Annotated in this window: 18 protein-coding genes; 10 read left to right on the top strand and 8 right to left on the bottom strand. The window is 36.6% G+C overall.

Going from position 1 to position 18,657, the window contains the following annotated elements:
* Window positions 1-206: 206 nt before the first annotated feature.
* Window positions 207-1,358, bottom strand: coding sequence for a DUF1624 domain-containing protein (locus tag I2F23_RS00155; RefSeq protein WP_195770587.1), 1,152 nt, complete (start codon window positions 1,356-1,358; stop codon window positions 207-209).
* 160 nt (window positions 1,359-1,518) lie between these two features.
* Between I2F23_RS00155 and I2F23_RS00150 the strand changes: the two genes are divergently transcribed.
* Window positions 1,519-1,968, top strand: coding sequence for a GNAT family N-acetyltransferase (locus I2F23_RS00150; RefSeq protein WP_195770586.1), 450 nt, complete (start codon window positions 1,519-1,521; stop codon window positions 1,966-1,968).
* 49 nt (window positions 1,969-2,017) lie between these two features.
* Here the strand turns inward: I2F23_RS00150 and I2F23_RS14030 are convergent, their stop codons facing one another.
* The gene (locus tag I2F23_RS14030; protein WP_407647978.1) at window positions 2,018-2,617 is read right to left on the bottom strand and encodes a CHAP domain-containing protein; all 600 of its coding nucleotides are present in this window, start codon (window positions 2,615-2,617) and stop codon (window positions 2,018-2,020) included.
* Window positions 2,618-2,983: 366 nt separating this feature from the next.
* Here I2F23_RS14030 and I2F23_RS00140 point away from each other — a divergent pair, with 366 nt between their 5' ends.
* Entirely contained in the window at window positions 2,984-4,294 is a 1,311-nt protein-coding gene (locus I2F23_RS00140; protein WP_195770585.1) for an MFS transporter, read from the top strand.
* Window positions 4,295-4,335: 41 nt separating this feature from the next.
* Window positions 4,336-5,676: an amidase family protein gene (locus I2F23_RS00135; protein ID WP_195770584.1), complete on the top strand. Its 1,341-nt coding sequence runs from the start codon at window positions 4,336-4,338 to the stop codon at window positions 5,674-5,676.
* 46 nt (window positions 5,677-5,722) lie between these two features.
* Here I2F23_RS00135 and lipA read toward each other — a convergent pair whose 3' ends face one another.
* The gene (lipA, locus tag I2F23_RS00130) at window positions 5,723-6,736 is read right to left on the bottom strand and encodes a lipoyl synthase (RefSeq protein ID WP_195770583.1); all 1,014 of its coding nucleotides are present in this window, start codon (window positions 6,734-6,736) and stop codon (window positions 5,723-5,725) included.
* A gap of 209 nt (window positions 6,737-6,945) precedes the next feature.
* Between lipA and sthA the strand changes: the two genes are divergently transcribed.
* From sthA to I2F23_RS00110, 4 genes are all read left to right on the top strand, one after another.
* Window positions 6,946-8,361, top strand: coding sequence for a Si-specific NAD(P)(+) transhydrogenase (gene sthA / locus I2F23_RS00125; RefSeq protein WP_195770582.1), 1,416 nt, complete (start codon window positions 6,946-6,948; stop codon window positions 8,359-8,361).
* 328 nt (window positions 8,362-8,689) lie between these two features.
* Window positions 8,690-9,202 carry a DUF4334 domain-containing protein gene (locus I2F23_RS00120; RefSeq protein WP_195770581.1) on the top strand — a complete coding sequence of 171 codons (513 nt, stop codon included), beginning with the start codon at window positions 8,690-8,692 and terminating at the stop codon, window positions 9,200-9,202.
* 187 nt (window positions 9,203-9,389) lie between these two features.
* Window positions 9,390-9,887, top strand: a complete 498-nt coding sequence (gene dps, locus I2F23_RS00115; RefSeq protein WP_195770580.1) for a DNA starvation/stationary phase protection protein Dps — start codon at window positions 9,390-9,392, stop codon at window positions 9,885-9,887.
* A 148-nt stretch (window positions 9,888-10,035) separates the two neighbouring features.
* Window positions 10,036-10,290, top strand: coding sequence for a hypothetical protein (locus I2F23_RS00110; protein ID WP_195770579.1), 255 nt, complete (start codon window positions 10,036-10,038; stop codon window positions 10,288-10,290).
* Window positions 10,291-10,292: 2 nt separating this feature from the next.
* On the opposite strand, the gene rsmD is transcribed toward I2F23_RS00110, so the two are convergent.
* The 3 genes from rsmD to gdhA form a co-directional block, all read right to left on the bottom strand.
* Window positions 10,293-10,847, bottom strand: a complete 555-nt coding sequence (rsmD, locus tag I2F23_RS00105; protein ID WP_195770578.1) for a 16S rRNA (guanine(966)-N(2))-methyltransferase RsmD — start codon at window positions 10,845-10,847, stop codon at window positions 10,293-10,295.
* Window positions 10,848-10,854: 7 nt separating this feature from the next.
* The gene (gene mrdA, locus I2F23_RS00100) at window positions 10,855-12,900 is read right to left on the bottom strand and encodes a penicillin-binding protein 2 (protein ID WP_195770577.1); all 2,046 of its coding nucleotides are present in this window, start codon (window positions 12,898-12,900) and stop codon (window positions 10,855-10,857) included.
* Between the two features lie 185 nt (window positions 12,901-13,085).
* The gene (gene gdhA / locus I2F23_RS00095) at window positions 13,086-14,429 is read right to left on the bottom strand and encodes an NADP-specific glutamate dehydrogenase (RefSeq protein ID WP_195770576.1); all 1,344 of its coding nucleotides are present in this window, start codon (window positions 14,427-14,429) and stop codon (window positions 13,086-13,088) included.
* A 383-nt stretch (window positions 14,430-14,812) separates the two neighbouring features.
* Here gdhA and I2F23_RS00090 point away from each other — a divergent pair, with 383 nt between their 5' ends.
* The 3 genes from I2F23_RS00090 to I2F23_RS00080 all read left to right on the top strand — a co-directional run bounded on the left by I2F23_RS00090 (window position 14,813) and on the right by I2F23_RS00080 (window position 17,103).
* On the top strand, window positions 14,813-16,129 hold the full coding sequence (locus I2F23_RS00090; RefSeq protein WP_195770575.1) for a hypothetical protein: 1,317 nt from the start codon (window positions 14,813-14,815) through the stop codon (window positions 16,127-16,129).
* A gap of 75 nt (window positions 16,130-16,204) precedes the next feature.
* Window positions 16,205-16,858 carry an adenylate kinase gene (gene adk / locus I2F23_RS00085; RefSeq protein ID WP_195770574.1) on the top strand — a complete coding sequence of 218 codons (654 nt, stop codon included), beginning with the start codon at window positions 16,205-16,207 and terminating at the stop codon, window positions 16,856-16,858.
* A gap of 74 nt (window positions 16,859-16,932) precedes the next feature.
* A complete protein-coding gene (locus I2F23_RS00080; RefSeq protein ID WP_195770573.1) occupies window positions 16,933-17,103 on the top strand; it encodes a hypothetical protein in 171 nt (56 codons plus the stop codon).
* Window positions 17,104-17,106: 3 nt separating this feature from the next.
* Here the strand turns inward: I2F23_RS00080 and nth are convergent, their stop codons facing one another.
* Both nth and I2F23_RS00070 read right to left on the bottom strand, forming a co-directional pair.
* Entirely contained in the window at window positions 17,107-17,769 is a 663-nt protein-coding gene (gene nth / locus I2F23_RS00075; RefSeq protein ID WP_195770572.1) for an endonuclease III, read from the bottom strand.
* Window positions 17,766-18,566 (bottom strand): RnfABCDGE type electron transport complex subunit B, encoded by an 801-nt coding sequence (locus tag I2F23_RS00070; protein WP_195770571.1) that lies wholly within the window; start codon window positions 18,564-18,566, stop codon window positions 17,766-17,768. Before I2F23_RS00070 ends, nth begins: the two co-directional genes overlap by 4 nt.
* Window positions 18,567-18,657 lie beyond the last annotated feature (91 nt).

Raw genomic sequence — 18,657 nt, 5'->3', positions numbered from 1 at the left:
TAGATAAAGATAATTCAAATAGTCAGCATACTGAATATTTGGTGTTTATAGTATAAAAATGTATGTGAGCTACGCTACCTCTAAAGGAGCGTTCGCACAACTTTAGTACAACCTTACATTTATATAGAGTACTATAAATAAACATTTAGAGTGAAATGTATGAATCGCTTTAAAGAGTGCCACAAGAACACTCTTTAAAGACGGGTTTAAAAGTATTTTAAAAATGTAATGTGTTTATTTTGGTGTTTAAAGTGCGAAAAGGCCTTTACAGCAGGATAAAGCGCAATCGAAAGTAAAATACTGGTGATCCAAACCGAGCTGATATGACTGAAACCAAAGTATTTTTCATGATTTAAACCAAAGATACTTACGCAAATAAGATAAAGTAGTTTAAGTACAAATAAATGTAAAATATAAAAAAACATAGGTACAGAACCAAAAGTAATTAAGGGTTTTAGCCAGTTTTTATGTTCAAATTTTTCTAAAAATAGCAGGATGAGCAGTCCTATACCACCATTCCATAGAATAAAAAATAATGAAGGTGGATATTTCGTTAAGTTGAAAAAACTCATAAAAGTTTCTAAGGCTGTTGGCATATATTGCCATGAGTGATCACCATAAATGTTGATAAGCCTAAGAACAATAAATAGAAGAATACTAACAATAGCAGTGGTAAGAATATTTTTTCTGCGGTGCACTTGAGTAATATGCTTTTGGAACCATGTTCGTCCGAAGCAATATCCTATCAATATAAGTCCAATCCATGGTAATACAGGATAGGTTGTACGAATACGTAATCCATTTTCAAAGTTAATCCATCCTCGTTGGTGAAGAATATTCCAAAATGATTGTAGAGTTTGGTTTTGAAATGTTACTGGATCAAGAAGATTATGCCCAAAAATAATAATTAATGCGATGAACCATTGCCATAGACGAGGTAAAGCAATAAGCCCTGCAAGACAGACCATACTAATTCCTATAGCCCAAATAACTTGTAAATAAATAGTTTGAGGGGGGAACTGTCCAGTCCATGCAAAATTAACTAATGTGAGCTCTAAAGCGATAAGAAATATTCCACGTTTTAATAAAAAAGATTGTGTCATCTTTAGGTTATTATTTTTTTGTTGGTATAAATATGCTGAAAGCCCAGTAAGTAATACAAAAACAGGTGCACATATATGAGCCAAAGTTCGACTCAAAAAGAGCATGGGCTCTGTTTCACTAATGACCATTGGATCGGGTACTTGATGATGTAAAAAAAAAGTTTCTCTTACGTGGTCGAGCATCATAATGAGAATGACAAAACCGCGAAGTGCATCTATAGCATATAGACGCTGTGAAAGTTGTTTGACTGACATGAGAAAAGTATAAATATACAAATAATATGTTATAAGATAACATAACACTATGTCTAATCCTATTTTATTTTTATATTCTAAATATTAAACTATTGAAAATAATATATATTTAATCTACTGTAGGGAATTAACGAAAAATATAAATGAGACCAATACACCAATGCATACATTTGAAATAGAGAGCGAAAAAGATATTCATGATTTAGCTGAGTTATTTAATGCATATAGAGTGTTTTATAAGCAAGAAGACAATTTAGAAATTGCAAAAGCGTTTATAAAAGCACGATTACAAAATAATGATTCAAAGTTTATTATTTATAAAAATGAGCAGGGTAAAGTAGTTGGTTTTATTCAGTTATATCCTATATTTTCTTCTGTTTCGATGAAAAAAGCATGGATTTTAAACGACTTATATGTGGATAGCTTATTTCGTAGACAAGGAATTGCTGAGTATTTAATGACACAAGCAATTCAATTGGCCAATACAACTGATGCAAAATTTCTAATGTTAGAAACGTGTGTCAGTAATACATCAGCACAGCGTCTTTATAAGAAGATGGGTTTTGCTGAGGATAAAGAAACATTATTTATGACATACAACTGTCAATAAAAGACAAAAGAAGTGCTATCTGCTTTTGTCTTTTATATTTTAAAACTGATTAGATTAAGCGATAGTACTTGTACGTTGCATTGCCACTATACACAGCATAACTATTTTGTCTAAAGTCAGAAACCCAATCTGAACCTGTATAGCCTGCAATATGACCGTATTCGTGAGATCGAGTACGACCAATAATATAGATATCACCTTTGCGTGGACTATCAAATGCCGGTGAAATTTGTCTATAGCCAATTTTTTCTAAGGTATGCCCCCAATCCGCAGCTGCAACAGGATGGTTTGTAACATTTGCTCCTGCAGATTCTAGCGCCAGTCGAACATGTCTAGCACATTTTTCTGTACTTTTACGACGTGCATTCACAGCCAATGTATGAGTAAACTTATTTACATTAATATGGTTATGACTGGCTTTATTAGGTTGAGCTTTAGCATTAAAGGTATGTTGATGCGCTCTCTTTTTCGCAGATTTTACGGTGTGTTTAGCAACAACCGCTTTTTTTGCTTTAGAGTGCGTAGAAGTGTGTTGCTTTTGCTTATGTTTACCACTGTTTTTACTTTTAGTGGCAGACGCGTGAGTATGGGCAACAATATGTGTAGGAGCACTATGATGAACGTGGTCTTGGTGATGCGTATGGTGAATCATTGCAAAAACATTCCCGGTAACACATGGTACGGAGCAGAGGATTTCGTACCCAGCTAAGTTAAGATTTATGGAATACTATAACATTGACCAAATACAAGCCATCTTAAATTGACCAAAAGAGAAAAAATGACGTTACAAAATGTTAAAGATTTTTTAATACAAAATATATATATATTAATTATTCAAATAATTTTTTTAAAAACAAATATTAACCGAGTATGACAGACCGTTATGTCTATTATATATAGTTAAATTATATAAAAAAGAAAATGAGGGTAATATCTGGCATTCATATTGCATCGTATTTATTTAGAGAATATCACTATGTGTTGTAAAAATTAAATAGATAAAAAGAGGTGTGTAATGAAAGGATATACAAAGTATCGTTACTCAATATTTATGCTTTTATTCACACTTATTCTAATTAACTATATTGATCGTGGTGCATTGCCATTCGCAATTAATGATATCGCCGTAGAATATGCTTTATCTAAAGTACAGATTGGTGCGGTACTCGGATATTTTGGATTTGGTTACCTAATTGGTGCACTTATAGGTGGTGGTCTTGCAGATCGCTTTGGAGCTAAAAGAGTGTGGTTGTTTTTTGGTTTAGCATGGTCTGTTATTGAAATATTAACTGCATGGGCGGGAAATATCGGTACATTCTTCTTTGGTTCTGCGCTAATGGGATTTGCTATGTTCAGGGTTTTATTTGGTATAGCAGAAGGGCCAGCATATCCATTATTAAATAAATCCATTTCCAATTGGTCTCCTAAAAGTGAACGCAGTTTTTCTTTGAGTTTGGGATTACTCAGTACACAGGTAGCTGGGTTGTTGACCGCACCAATTGCAGTTTTTCTTTTAATGTCAACACACAGTTGGCGAACAATGTTTATTGTTCTTGGTATTATTTCATTTGTATTTATGATTATTTTTTATTTTGTATTCCAAGATTTACCTGAAAATCATAAGAAAGTCACTGCAAATGAGTTAGCAGAAATTCAAAAAGATCGAGTAGATCATGCTGAAAAATTACCATGGTGGGCATTCTTTCAAAATCGTACATTAATATTAAATGCTTTTGGCTATTTTGCATTTTTGTATGTCACTTTCACAATTATGTCTTGGGGGCCTAAGTATCTACAAGATACCTTTCATTATAACCTGAACGCACTGTGGTATATGGCAATGATCCCATGGGTTGGATCAACACTTACTGTTGTGCTTGGTGGATATGTGAGTGATTATTTATATCAAAAATACAGTTTAAAGGTTGCTCGTAATAGTTTTGCTGCTGTCATGCTGGCTTTAACGGCAATTTGTTTTGCAATGGTGCCTTTAATGCATACAGCAACTACAATTATTATTTTTATCGCATTAGGTAATGCATGTAATGCCATGATTAATAATATCTATTATTCAGTAATTATGGATGTTTCTCCTTATCAAAATATTGGAGTTTTCTCAGGGGTTACACTTGCGATTGGAAATATCTCGGCTATTGTCTCACCCTTACTTTCTGGTTGGCTTGCACAATACTATTCATATCATACTATTTTTTATGCAACGGCTTGTGTTGCTGGCTTGAGTGTATGTTGTATGGCAATGCTACAGCCTCATAAAAAAATTCAAGTGGATCTACCACAGAAACAAACTATTCCTGCCACTCATTGAAAGGTAAGGAAACCTATTCATTTTCTACTTTGGAGTAAATCGTGAAGGACTTACAAGATGCAATTTCAATCGCAATACAGTTTCAAAAAAGAACGCTTAATCCTGTTCAAGCTTTAGAAAATGCATTTGAAAAAATTCAGCATACAGAAAGTGTATATATAGAATGCTGTGAAAAACGTGCTTATCGTGAGGCGAAGGCTGCCAAAGAAAGATGGGATGTAGGACAACCACTCTCAATTTTCGATGGTATTCCAATATCATGGAAAGATTTATTTAATATTCAAGGGTATAAAACAACTGCAGGTTCGCCAGTTTTAAATGAAAGTGAAATAAAAACTTCAGATGCGAGTATGGTGGCGACATTAACACAACAAGGGATGGTAAATGTTGGTAAAACAAACTTATCAGAGTTTGCTTATTCTGGTTTAGGTTTAAATCCATATTTTGGTCATCCTAAAAATATATATGACCAAACATGTGTTTCGGGTGGATCATCTTCAGGTGCGGCAATTTCGGTAGGTGTTGGTACCGTACCGATTGCAATGGGTTCAGATACAGCAGGTTCTATTCGCATACCGGCTGCGTTCAATGGTTTGGTTGGATATAGAAGTAGTTATACGCGTTATGCAAAAGATGGCGTATTTGAGCTTGCCAAAACTTTAGATACTTTAGGGCCTTTGGCATTAACTGTACGTGATTGTAAAGCATTAGATAATTTGCTGCTTGGAAAGAAAAGTTTTGATATACCTCAAGTGCAGGTTAAGCCACAGCAGTTAAGTTTTGTTGTCGATGAGCGTATATTTTCTCATCCTCAAACGTGTGAAGATGTAAAAAATAATTTTGCTCAAAGTGTAGAGAAACTTAAAGAGCAAGGCTGCTTAGTAGAATACCGTTCAATTGATGCTTTTCAACAAAGTTTAGATTTGGTTGATGATGGATTATGGTTGGGTGCTGCTGAAGCATTCACTTTACATGAAAAATTACTTGATTCATCTGATGCCGAAAAAATGGATCAGTACATTCGTGCTAGATTAGAAACAGCACGCCATTTTCCTGCTTCTAAGCAAATTAAATTGTATTTCTTAAAGCAACAACTACAGCAAAAAATTCGTGCTGAACTTGATGGTTCTTTATTGTTAACGCCAACCGTAATGCATACTGCACCTAAGCTTGCACCTTTATTAGACAGTGAAGAAACATTTTTTAGCTGGAATAAGCGTAGTTTGCGTTTAACTATGCCCGGAAGTTTTTTAGATACGCCTGCAATTACAGTGCCCAATGGCTTTTGTAAACAGGGATTACCGACGGGATTACTTATTTCTTCATATTCTGGAGATGATGAAGCGGTATTTCGGGCAGCACATTTTTTTGAAGGGTTATAAGTTTGTTCAAAGGTGACTAAATACGGGATTTAGTCACCTTTTAAAATTAAGCTTCGATCGCTTGTACAGCAATTTTTTTCGCAGGATCCACTTTTCTGCGAACTTGTGGTACAGGCTCGCCGTAGTATTGACGATCTGCAAAGTAACTTGACCGTACCATAGGTGCAGACCAAATGTTTCTAAATCCAAGTTTGCGACCATGCTCTGCATAGCGCTCAAACTCTTCTGGAGTTACGAAACGTTCAAGTGCAGCATGTTCCTTAGATGGTTGTAAGTACTGACCAATTGTTACGTAGTCGACACCATGTGCATGTAAATCATCTAGTAAAGAAATAACCTCTTCTTCAGTTTCTCCAATACCTACCATTAATCCGCATTTCGTTGGAATATCTGGACGCATTTCTTTAAAGCGTTGCAGTAATGTTAAAGAGTGTTGGTAGTCAGAGCCAGGACGCATGGCTTTATACAGGCGAGGTACGGTTTCAATATTATGGTTAAACACATCAGGTGGGCATGCTGCCATAATATCGAGTGCAACGTCCATACGACCTCTGAAATCGGGAACTAAAATTTCTAACAGCGTATTTGGACTGAGGGCACGTGCTTCTTTAATACAATCTACAAAATGCTGTGCACCACCATCAAGTAGATCATCTCGATCGACAGAGGTAATTACCGCATATTTGAGGTGCAGGTTTGCAATTGTTTCTGCCATATGGCGTGGTTCATCTGCATCTAAGGCATTTGGTCGACCATGTGCAACATCACAAAATGGGCAGCGACGAGTACAAATATCGCCCATAATCATAAAGGTTGCTGTACCACCACCAAAACATTCAGGTAGGTTGGGACATGCTGCCTCTTCACAAACGGTATGCAGTTTTTGTGCGCGTAAAGTCGTTTTTATACGCTGAACTTCTTCAGGTGCTGTCATTTTTACCCGAATCCAGTCAGGCTTACGTGGCACTTCAACCGTAGGAATCACTTTTACAGGAATTCTAGCGACTTTATCAGCGCCGCGAAGTTTTACCCCCTGTTCTGGCTTACGGTTTTTCGTCATTTTCAACATTTCCACTGTTTGACAATTTTTAAATGGCTCTTTGCTATACAGTAGCATTATAACGAAAAATGTGCCATTGCGTAGAGTAATAGAGATTTGTTAAAGAAATGAAAAATAACGGTGTATAACTTGGTGAAAATAACGCAAAGTAGCATCTCAAAGAACCTGAATTACGCTAAAATAATCCAAAACAATGGAAGGAGAGGTATATGTCACGTAAGAAAGAAGTGATTAGAGGGAGTTTTAGTCAATACGATGCCATTGTCTTAGGTTCAGGTCCTGCAGGTGAAGGTGCAGCAATGAAATTGACCAAATCTGGCAAGCGCGTTGCGATTGTGGATATGCGTGGTCAATTGGGAGGAAATTGTACGCATGTAGGCACAATTCCAAGTAAAGCTTTACGTCAGACCGTTTCAAGCATTATGCGTTATCAGCGCGATCCGATGTTTCAAAAAGTAGGTGAATGGAAAAATTTCACCATGAAACAGGTTTTAAGCCATGCACATCGAGTTATTCAAAAGCAAGTAGCGACACATAGTCGTTTTTATGATCGCAATAATATTGATGTATTTTATGGTCGTGCTTATATTCAAGATAAAAATACGGTCGTTGTATTTACACCAGATGGTGTGAAAGAGACCATATTATTTACGGAGCTTGTGATTGCGACAGGAAGTCGTCCATATCATCCACAAGGTTTAGATTTTAATCATCCTCGTGTATTTGATTCAGATAAAATTTTAGACTTAGATTATACCATCAAGAAAATTATTATTTATGGTGCAGGCGTGATTGGTTGTGAGTATGCCTCTATTTTTATTGGTTTGAATCATAAAGTCGATTTAATTAATACCCAGCCAAAGCTACTGAGTTATTTAGATGCAGAAATTTCAGATGCCTTGTCTTATCATCTTCGTGAACAAGGCGTGCTTATTCGACATAATGAGCAAATTGACCACTTAGAAACAGCTGATGATTATGTCATTTTATATTTACAAAGCGGTAAAAAAATTAAGGCTGACGCAATTTTGTGGTGTAATGGCCGTTCAGGAAATACGGATGGTTTAGGTCTTGAAAATGTTGGCTTAACGCCAAATAGTCGAGGTCAGCTTTCAGTGAACGATCAATATCAGACCTCAGTTGAACATATTTATGCTGCAGGTGATGTTGTGGGATGGCCATCACTTGCATCTGCTGCATATGACCAAGGGCGTTGCGCTGGCTCCAATATGAGCGGTGAAGAAAATGTAAAACCTGTAACGGATATTCCAACGGGTATTTATACAATTCCTGAAATTTCATGTTTTGGAAAAAGTGAACAAGAATTGACAGAAGAAAAAGTGCCTTATGAAGTTGGGCAATCATCATTTCGTCATTTGGCGCGTGCACAAATTACAGGCGATACAGTGGGCGAGCTTAAAATACTTTTCCACCGTGACAGTTTAGAAATTCTAGGAATACATTGTTTTGGTAATAATGCAGCTGAGATTATTCATATTGGTCAAGCCATTATGCAAAGTCAAAATAACTCACTTAAATATTTTGTGGAAACTACATTTAACTATCCAACAATGGCAGAGGCATATCGAGTTGCAGCCTTAAATGGATTGAATCGTCTTTTTTAAATTATTTGAATTGAATGTAGAGGATTTTCTAAAATCCTCTACATTCATTGTTAAATAGAATATTTAATTCTTAAATTGCTTATCATTTATTCTAAAAATAAACAAATAAATCACACAAAATTTCAAATATTTTTTATAAGCTATATTTCATATATAAACGCTCCAGTTTATTCATTATAAGAATAGAAAAATTTTAAGCTATAGGTATTAGTGGTGATCTGCACTAATGATGTCTTACCTTCAGGTCGTTATGGAAGATAAAATAAAGTCAAAACTATTAATTTTTAAGACTTTATGAGTATGAATAATTAAATAATAGAGGATAAAAATGAATCAAAAAACAGCATATACTGATCAATTTAATCAGTTAAAAGATAAGTCTTACGAATCTGCTGATGAGTTAATCGCATTTTTTGATACCTTGCCTGAAATATCGATAGAGAATATTTATGGTAAATGGAAAGGAGGATTATTCGATGGTCCTTGGGATTTTGAATTTTCTAAAAAAATTAATTGGTTCGGTAAATGGTTTCAAGATCAATTTACTACCGATTCTGTGATCTGTTATAACGACAAAGGTGAACTATTTTCTAATAAAGAAGTCATGCGTGGAGGGGCAAGTTTATGGAATATAGATTTTAGAGGCAAAACATCGGCTACACTTGTTTATGATCACGTGCCACTATTTGGACATTTTCGTCAAGTAGATGAAAATATAGTAATGGGCGTAATGAGTGGTAAACCTTTTGAGGGTGCGCCTAGTTATCTTCTCGAAGAAAGAAATGGTGTCTTTTACTTAGAAAGAATTCAGGAATTTCCTGCAAAGTTTGTAGAATCATAATTTAAATAGATATAGTTAGGGTCACTCAAAATTTGAAACTCTAACTATAATTTTTTAATACAATATTTTGCTAACGATTGTTACTGCTTTGTTTTAATATGAAACATAAGCTCGATACAGCGTAAAAGTTGAGCTATTTTATAACCATAACGATTTTAAATTCCATTGTTCTATACAAGAGGATACTATGACAACAAAGACGAAAACATTAGGTCGCGTTTACACACGTAATAACCTTGACGAAAAAATTAAAGAATCTACATTAAAAATTTTGAATCAAATTCTATCGAATCTGATTGATTTATCTTTAATTACAAAACAAGCCCACTGGAATATGCGTGGTAGCAACTTTATTGCTGTGCATGAAATGTTAGATACATTTAGAACATCTATTATTGCACACCTAGACAATGTTGCTGAACGTGCGGTGCAAATTGGCGGTACTGCACTAGGTACGACTCAAGTTGTAGGTAAAGACTCTCAGCTCAAAGCATATCCGACTGATGTGTATGATGTGCAGGATCACCTTGTACAGCTTGCAGACCGTTATGCTGTTGTGGCTAATCATCTTCGCGCTACAACCGAGGAAATTGAAGACCCAATTTCTGAAGATATTATCCATGCTGCACTTGAAGACTTAGATCAGTATCTTTGGTTTATTGAAGCGAATATTGAAAAGAATTAAGATCTACCTAAATAAAAAACCAGCTTAATTGCTGGTTTTTTTTATCTGGGTCTATTTAAAAAATAACTATAAATGATTACGGATTATTCACAATCATTAAAATAAACTCAGGCAAACTGATTGATATTCAATATGCAATGATCGACTTATGAAACATTTTTGGATTTTTATCCTATGTTTATTATCAGTTGCAGGATGTATTGTGGTACCGATCCATGCTGGTACTGTGCAAACACAGGTATATAGTGATTTTCCACACCTTATTAATTCTACATTAGATAATGGGTATTTTGATGACGATGGTTTAGAGCATCAACCACCGCCACCTCATAACATGCATGAGACCATGATGCGTCTCAAGCTATTTAAAGATCGAGAAAAAATAGAAGGTGAAGATGATTAATTTTAATCATTATGCTTTCTATATAGCCCAGCTTGTACAGTCCCTGCTTTAGTTTCTTTAATTTTTTCCCAAGATACTGGTAGTCGAATTTGTGCCAATGGTCGATCGGCTTCAATGTAAATAAAAGCTTCTGGTTTAAGTAGAGGATCAATTAAATGGGATAAATCTTCCCAAAGTTCTAGACTATAGGGTGGGTCTAAGAAAACAACATCAAATGCCTTTTTTAACTTGGGGAGTACATCTTCAGCAGTGCTGAGATGGAGGTTACATTTATCTTGAATATTTAGTGTTTGAATATTCTCCTGCAAAAACTGTGCTTGCTTTTTATTGGGCTCAATGAGTGTAACATGTGATGCACCGCGAGAAAGTGCTTCGAATGCTAAGGCGCCAGAACCTGTACAGGTATCTAAAACCACAGCATTTTGAATATCCCACATTAGCCAATTAAACAGTGTCTCTCTTACACGGTCTGGGGTAGGCCTTAATCCATCAATAGAAGCAAATTGAAGTTGTTGACGTTTCCATTCTCCACCAATAATACGCAATTGATTTTTCATACTTTATCTATTCACTAATATCTGTGTCTGGTACATCACCTGTTGCTCGGCTTGAAGCGGCTGGGGTAGATGTTGGTTTAACGAGGTTTGCAACAGGACTGCTACTTGAAATGGCATTCGGATCTGCCTCAAGCATTCTTCCTGCACTTGGTAGCTGACCCGGTTTGAGCCCCGCTGTCATTAATCCACCATTAATTTGCTGTGCTGTGGGTTTAATTGGGTTGGTTTTTCTTTGCACCATCCAGTAGTCAAATACAGGTTTGGCAATATGTGCAGCAGCACCGCCATGTCGACCATTCTCCCAAATCACTGCAATTGCAATTTCAGGGTTTTCAGCAGGTGCAAAGCCAACAAAAAGTCCATGATCGTATTCACGTTGTGTAAGTAATGCTTCATTATACTTTTTACCCTGAGCAATACTTTTGACTTGGGCGGTTCCTGTTTTACCTGCAATTTGGTATGCATTGGTTTTAATGCTTCGACCTGTACCGTGGTTAATTACATCAACCATTGCGTCACGCATTTTTAACCAATCATCTTGTGTACCATTAAACTGAACCATACCGTCTGTATCATTATGGATCGGGTGAGGCAGTGCACCTTTAACTGACGAAAGCACGTGTGGTGTAATATGTTTACCTTGATTTGATAAAATCGCGATGGCCATGGCCAGTTGTACAGGTGTAGCAGTAAATGCGCCTTGGCCAATACTGACAGAAATTGTTTCACCACGAAGCCATTTAGACTTATAGTTTTTCATTTTCCATTCAGGGTTTGGATAGATTCCAGCGCTTTCACTTGGTAAATCTAATCCAGTCTTTGCGCCAAAACCAAATTGACGCATCCATTCGTTCATATGCTCAATGCCCATTTGGTTAGCTAAAATATAAAAATAGGTATCACAAGATTCTTGAATTGCCTTATTCATATTTACTAAACCATGACCCGTCTTTTTCCAGTCGCGGAATTTATGAGGGTCGCCGGGTAGTTGAAAATAGCCTGGGTCATGAATTGCAGTAGACCAATCTACAACACCATAATTAATACCACCTAATCCTTCGACAGGTTTAATGGTTGAACCAGGGGGGTAGGTTCCTTGTACTGCACGGTTGTATAAAGGCTGGTCTAAGTTGTCGCGTAAAGCGGCGTAGTCTTTGCCACTGATGCCTGTAACAAACAGGTTTGGATTAAAACTTGGGCTTGAAACCAGTGCCAAAATTTCACCTGTTTTTGGGTTAATTGCAACAACAGCACCACGTCTTCCTGCAAGCTGCTCAGATGCAACCACCTGTAAGCCATAATCAATAGAGAGGTATAGGTCATCGCCCTGAGCAGGTTCTTTTCGTCCCAAATGCCTTAAAATATTGCCATGTGCATCCGCTTCTACAGCTTCATTTCCTGGAATACCATGAAGTAAATTTTCATAATATCTTTCTACACCACTTTTACCAATCAGATTGGTACCTGCATAAGTATCTTTATTAATGCTTTTGAGTTCTTTATCGTTAATTCGCCCAACGTACCCAATAATATGAGCGAAGAGTTCGCCATATGGGTAATAGCGAGTCATCTGAGTTTCAATTTGTACACCAGGAAATTGATACTTTGCTTCGCTAAAGCGAGCAATTTCAGCCTCATTAATATTTAATTTAAGTGCAACACGCTCTGTTTTTTTTGCAGTTTTAATACGTGTGTTGAACTTTTCAATATCATCTTCCGACAAATCTAAAATGGGTTTTAAGCGTTCGACAGTCTCGTCAATATCATCTACATCGGCCTTGCTTAGTGTGGCTGTAAAAACAGGATAGTTATCTGCGAGCAGAATGCCATTTCGGTCGTAAATATAACCACGAGTTGGAGCAATAGGCTGTAATCTAATACGATTGTTGTCAGAAGCTGTTGAAAAGTCTTTATAATGAACAACTTGAAGATAAAAATATCGAGCAATCAGTACACAAAAACAAAAAAGTACCAGTCCAACAGCAATAAATATACGGTTTCGGTAAATGCGTCTTTCTTGTTGTACGTTTTTTAAAGGAAAATGTTGCTTCATATAGACGGCATCAGCACGAGGTCGAGTTTAAAACGTGTTATTTTAACCGAAGCTTGATATGAATAAAGACTCTATTCACGTTATTATGTAACTTATTTTCTATATTTTTCTATAAAAATAATCTTTTATCGTATCTTATAGAACACAAAAAGTTCGCAACGATAAATTATCGTTGCGAGTAGGAATTAAAATACACCTTGTGCCAGCATTGCATCAGCAACTTTAACAAATCCGGCAATATTGGCACCATCAACATAGTTGACGAATCCATTCTCTTTTGTACCATATTTGACACAGTTATTATGAATCTCGTGCATAATATTTTTTAAGCGTGCATCAACTTCATCCTGTGACCATGACAAGCGAATTGCATTTTGTGACATTTCGAAGCCAGATGTTGCAACTCCTCCTGCATTAGATGCTTTGCCTGGTGCATAGAGTACTTGTGCTTCAATAAATTTTTCTACTGCATCTAAATTGCATGGCATATTTGCACCTTCTGCGACACAGATAACGCCATTTTTAATTAATTGCTCAGCATCTTCACCTGTGAGCTCATTTTGTGTTGCACAAGGTAACGCAATATCTACAGGGATATGCCAAGGGGTCTGCTTCTCAAAATATTGAAAATTATATTGCTGCGCAAAATCTGAAATACGTCCGCGCATTTCATTTTTTATGGTCATAACAGCTTTAAGCAGTTCTAATGTAAAACCATCTGGAATATAAACTGTTCCGTTTGAATCGGAAAGAGTGACTACTTTCGCTCCCAGTGAAATTGCTTTTTCAGCAGCAAACTGAGCTACATTTCCTGATCCTGAAATGGAAACAATTTTATCTTTAAAATTCTGCTGCTTTGTTTTTAGCATTTCTTCCGCGAAATATACTGTACCGTACCCAGTAGCTTCAGGGCGGATGAGACTACCGCCGAATGAAATTCCTTTGCCAGTAAAAACAGCTGAAGTATCGTTACTTAGCTTTTTCATCATACCTGCCATGTAACCAACTTCACGTCCGCCTACACCAATATCTCCAGCTGGAATATCTGTATTTGGCCCCAAGTGACGATATAATTCAACAATAAGTGCCTGACAAAAGCGCATAATTTCATTATCTGATTTTCCTTTTGGATCAAAATCAGAACCGCCTTTACCCCCACCCATAGGTAGTGTAGTCAGTGCATTTTTAAAAATTTGCTCGAAACCTAAAAACTTTAAAATAGATTGATTTACAGAAGGGTGAAAGCGCATACCTCCTTTAAATGGACCAAGTGCTGAATTGTATTGCACTCTAAATGCGCGATTCACTTGTGTTTCACCTTGATCATCTACCCAAGCAACTCGGAATTGAATAACGCGCTCCGGTTCTACTAGACGGTCAAGTAATCCTTGTTTGGTATATTGAGGATTTTTCTCAATAAAAGGCCATAAACTGGTCATCACTTCTTCTACAGCCTGTAAAAACTCTGGCTGATGGGGATTACGTTGTTCTACAGTAGCTAAGAATGCTTGAAGGTTATTGTATTTCAAGGGACTGATCCTTATTTTTAAGTCATGTTTAATTTAATATCTCGATACGATAAAAAGCAACATGCGCTTTGAAATGGAGCATATTAAAAGGTAGGTAAGTTAATATCATATGATTTATATTGAATATATAATATTTTAGGATAAGCCAGTTGGCTAGACCTTAAATTAAATAGTCTATCTATCGAAATAGATTTTTGTTTGTCTTTTCATGCTTATATTTGTGCTTCGGCACAGGTTGCATGCTAATATATAATTTATGCATAAAATAATATTTTACGCTTTATGCGTGCCGTTTTTTCATATATCCAGCTTAGATATTTGAAGATAAAGTTCTTCCAGTCAGGTTAAAAGAATCTGGTAAGTAAACAACTAGAGAGTGTTTCATGTTTGAGTATTTAAGTCATCTGTGGCAATTATTCTTGCTCCGTCCAGACCATTTGGCGGTGCTAAGTATTATCCCAGTGACTGCTTTTGTAACATGGGCACATGTTTGGATGGCACTACGTATGGTGTTTTATCCAATACACTTTTGGGGAATACACATTGGACGATTACCTTTGGGTTGGCAAGGAATTGTTCCACGAAAGGCTGGCAGAATTTCAGGAATTATTACAGACAATACGCTAAAAAAAATAGGTTCACTCAGTGAGTTTTTAGATGCCATGGATCCAGATGAAATGGCAAATATCATTGGGAAGCAAGTCGACGCACAGCTTGAGAATCTTATTGATGAAGTCATGCATGAGCGCAATGCTGTTCTATGGGAGAATCTTCCTTACTCGATCAAACGTCGTATTTATGAACATGCACACAAGCAATTACCTTCTGTTTTACATGATCTCGTCATTGATCTGACATCTCATGTTGAATCTTTAGTTGATATGCGAGATATGGTTGTTCATCAGATGGAAAATGACCGTCGTTTAATGGTTCGCATGTTCCTAAAAGTTGGTTCAAAAGAAATTAATTTTATTTGGCATATTAGTGCATTAATAGGATGCTTCTTTGGTCTTATTCAAATGTTGGTTTGGTTTATTGTACCATGGCATTGGACAGTACCTTTTTGGGCCGCAATTTGGGGGCTTTTAACCAATTGGATTGCGATTTGGATGGTATTTAATCCTATTTATCCGCATTATGTTCGTTATCCTCAGTTTTTTAGACGAACAAAGAATCATACATTTCCATGGTTTGTTCCTGTTATACCAAGAGTAGGTACATACAATATTCAAGGTGCTTTTATGAAGCGTCAAGAAGAAGTATCAGATGTATTTGCTAAGGTTGTTACAGAAGAACTTATTACATTAAAAACAATTATGATGGAAATGATGTATGGGGATAAAAAAGATAAAACACGTCAAATTGTAAAAAAACATATTCATCCAATTATGGATACACCATTAGTGCGTACAACTTTACAGCTTTCATTAGGCCCAAAAGAGTATGCAAAGTTAAAAACAGACTTGATTGACCGCTCAATAGAAATTACGATGGTGCCTGTTTGTGATCCTGCATTCAATGCAAGTCGCGCCCGTAAGATATTTAAAATGTTTCGAGATCGTATTCGTGATCTCACACCGCACGAATTTCAGAATTTACTTCGTCCTGCTTTTAAAGAGGACGAGTGGATTTTAATCGTGTTGGGAGGGGTAACTGGTTTTATCGCTGGTACAATACATCTTTTTGTTGCTTTTTTATAAGACCATATCAGTACTTTTTAATATTTATGAAGTATGTTGATTTGGTAAAAATTTTGTTAAATGAGGATTTATTAGATGCGCATTATTTTACTCGGACCACCTGGAGCAGGTAAAGGTACACAAGCTCAGTTGATCTGTAAGCGCTATGATATCCCACAAATTTCAACTGGTGATATGCTCCGTGCTGCAATCCGTGAAGGAACTGAACTCGGCCTAAAAGCAAAAAGCGTGATGGAATCTGGTGGTTTAGTTTCAGATGAGCTTATTTTGGGATTAGTAAAAGAACGTATTGCGCAACCTGATTGTGTTAATGGTTGTATTTTTGACGGATTCCCTCGTACGATTCCACAAGCTGAAGCATTAGAAAATGAAGGTATTGCAATTGATCATGTGATTGAAATTGAAGTACCTGATGAAGAAATTGTAAAGCGTTTATCGGGTCGTCGTCAGCATCCTGCTTCTGGACGTGTATATCATGTTGAATATAATCCACCAAAAGTAGAAGGCAAAGATGACGTTACAGGTGAAGATCTAGTACAGCGTCAAGATGACCAAGAGGAAACTATTCGTAAACGCTTAACAGCATATCATGCTGAAACCGCACAATTGGTAGGCTTTTATCAATCTAGAGCGACTGCAGCAGAACAAGCAGCAACTTACAACAAGTTGAATGGTTTACGTCCAATTGATCAAGTGCAACAAGAATTATTTGCAATTTTAGATAAATAATTTGACTAAGATGTATTTTGATTAAACAAAGGCCCGAAACGATAAAAGGGCCTTTGTTTTTTAAGGAAAAGTAAATGAAGATTGCATTAATTGGTCTAGTAATTCTAAGTATTCTGATACTACTTGCATTATTGTGGCAGAGTAAAAAAATGCTAAGTGAAGTGATGAAGGAAAATAAAACGAGACCGAAGCAGCCTAGACCTCGTCAATTACATCCAAAGTTAAAAAAGGATGAAAATACTTAAAATCTAGTGGGGTGCACCAAATTCGAACCGCTCAGACCAGTTACAGACATCTGAAACAACGCATTCATTGCACTTTGGTTTACGTGCCACACAGCAATATCGTCCATGTAGAATAAGCCAATGGTGTGCATCTATTATAAATTCCTTGGGAATCACTTTAATCAGGCGTTGCTCAACTTCAAGTACATTTTTACCTACCGCTAGTCCTGTGCGATTACCTAAACGAAAAATATGTGTATCTACTGCCATGGTCGGTTGGCCAAATGCAGTGTTTAAAACAACGTTTGCCGTTTTTCGACCCACACCTGGTAGTGCTTCTAGTGCTTTACGTGTGTTGGGAACTTCGCTGTCATGCTGTTCGATGAGAATTTTACAGGTTTTAATGACATTTTCTGCTTTTGAGTTATATAAACCAATTGTTTTTATATATACCTTAAGACCTTCTACACCCAGTGCATAAATACTTTCAGGAGTATTGGCAACAGGATAAAGCTTATCCGTCGCTTTATTCACACTCACATCTGTGGCCTGCGCAGAGAGCATAACTGCAATAAGTAGTTCAAATGCTGAGGTGTAGTTGAGCTCAGTTTGAGGATGTGGGCGCTGTGCTTGTAAACGTGTAAAGAATGTCTGAACTTGTTTTCGTGTCATATTTTTTGTAGTCATACACTCATACCTTGTAGGTCGTTTAATTCAGCTTCTAACGTTTTCAGTTGAATGCGTTTCTTTTCATCTTCACGAACGCTGAGTTGCTTTTCTAGCTTTTTAATTTGAGTACGTAAACGCGCAAGTTGAATTGTGGTTTTGGCATCTATATTTAGACCAGTTTCTGTTGTTTTGCACTGGACTTCAACGATGGGAACGCTTTTAACATGTTTAGAGAAATCTGCAAATAAAGTAGTATCAATCTCTGCACGTACAATAGGGCCACGTCTTTCTAAACGTCTTTTCTCTTCGCGGGTAATATGTGAGTAATAACGATTACGTAAGTTATCTTGTAATCCAATTTGCTCTTGGGCTGAGGGCAATAGATTATTATCTTCAACAAGGTCGATACAGTCTACAGGACAGGGTGGAATACACAACTCACATCCTGTACATAAGTCTGTGAAAATGGTGTGCATGAGTTTACCACTACCAACAATTGCATCGACTGGGCATGCACTGATACATTTTGTACATCCAATACATTCCTCTTCACGAATAATTGCTTTCATTCGCTGAGGACGACCATCTTGTTGTATTGGCCATACACTTTCTTCAGCCTGTAAAATAGGTCGATTGAGCAAATTTGCTAGTTGATCTGCAACGGGCTGACCACCAGGAATACATTTATTAGCAGCTTCACCTTCCGAAATTGCTTTCGCATAGGGTAGGCAACCATCGCGATGACCGCATAGCCCACACTGTGTTTGAGGAAGAAGCGCATCAATTTGCTGGATGAGAGGGAAATTTAAACTCATGTGGCTCGTTAATGTATGTGCAAAACAGGGGATTGTGCAGAAAAATAGCACTTAGGACAAGTCTATTCTCGCTAAAAATAAAAAGCCGATG

The organism is Acinetobacter pollinis, assembly GCF_015627175.1.
GTDB lineage: Bacteria > Pseudomonadota > Gammaproteobacteria > Pseudomonadales > Moraxellaceae > Acinetobacter > Acinetobacter pollinis.
Note: the sequence above shows the minus strand (reverse complement) of the source record. Positions and strands in the feature narration are given on the sequence as shown.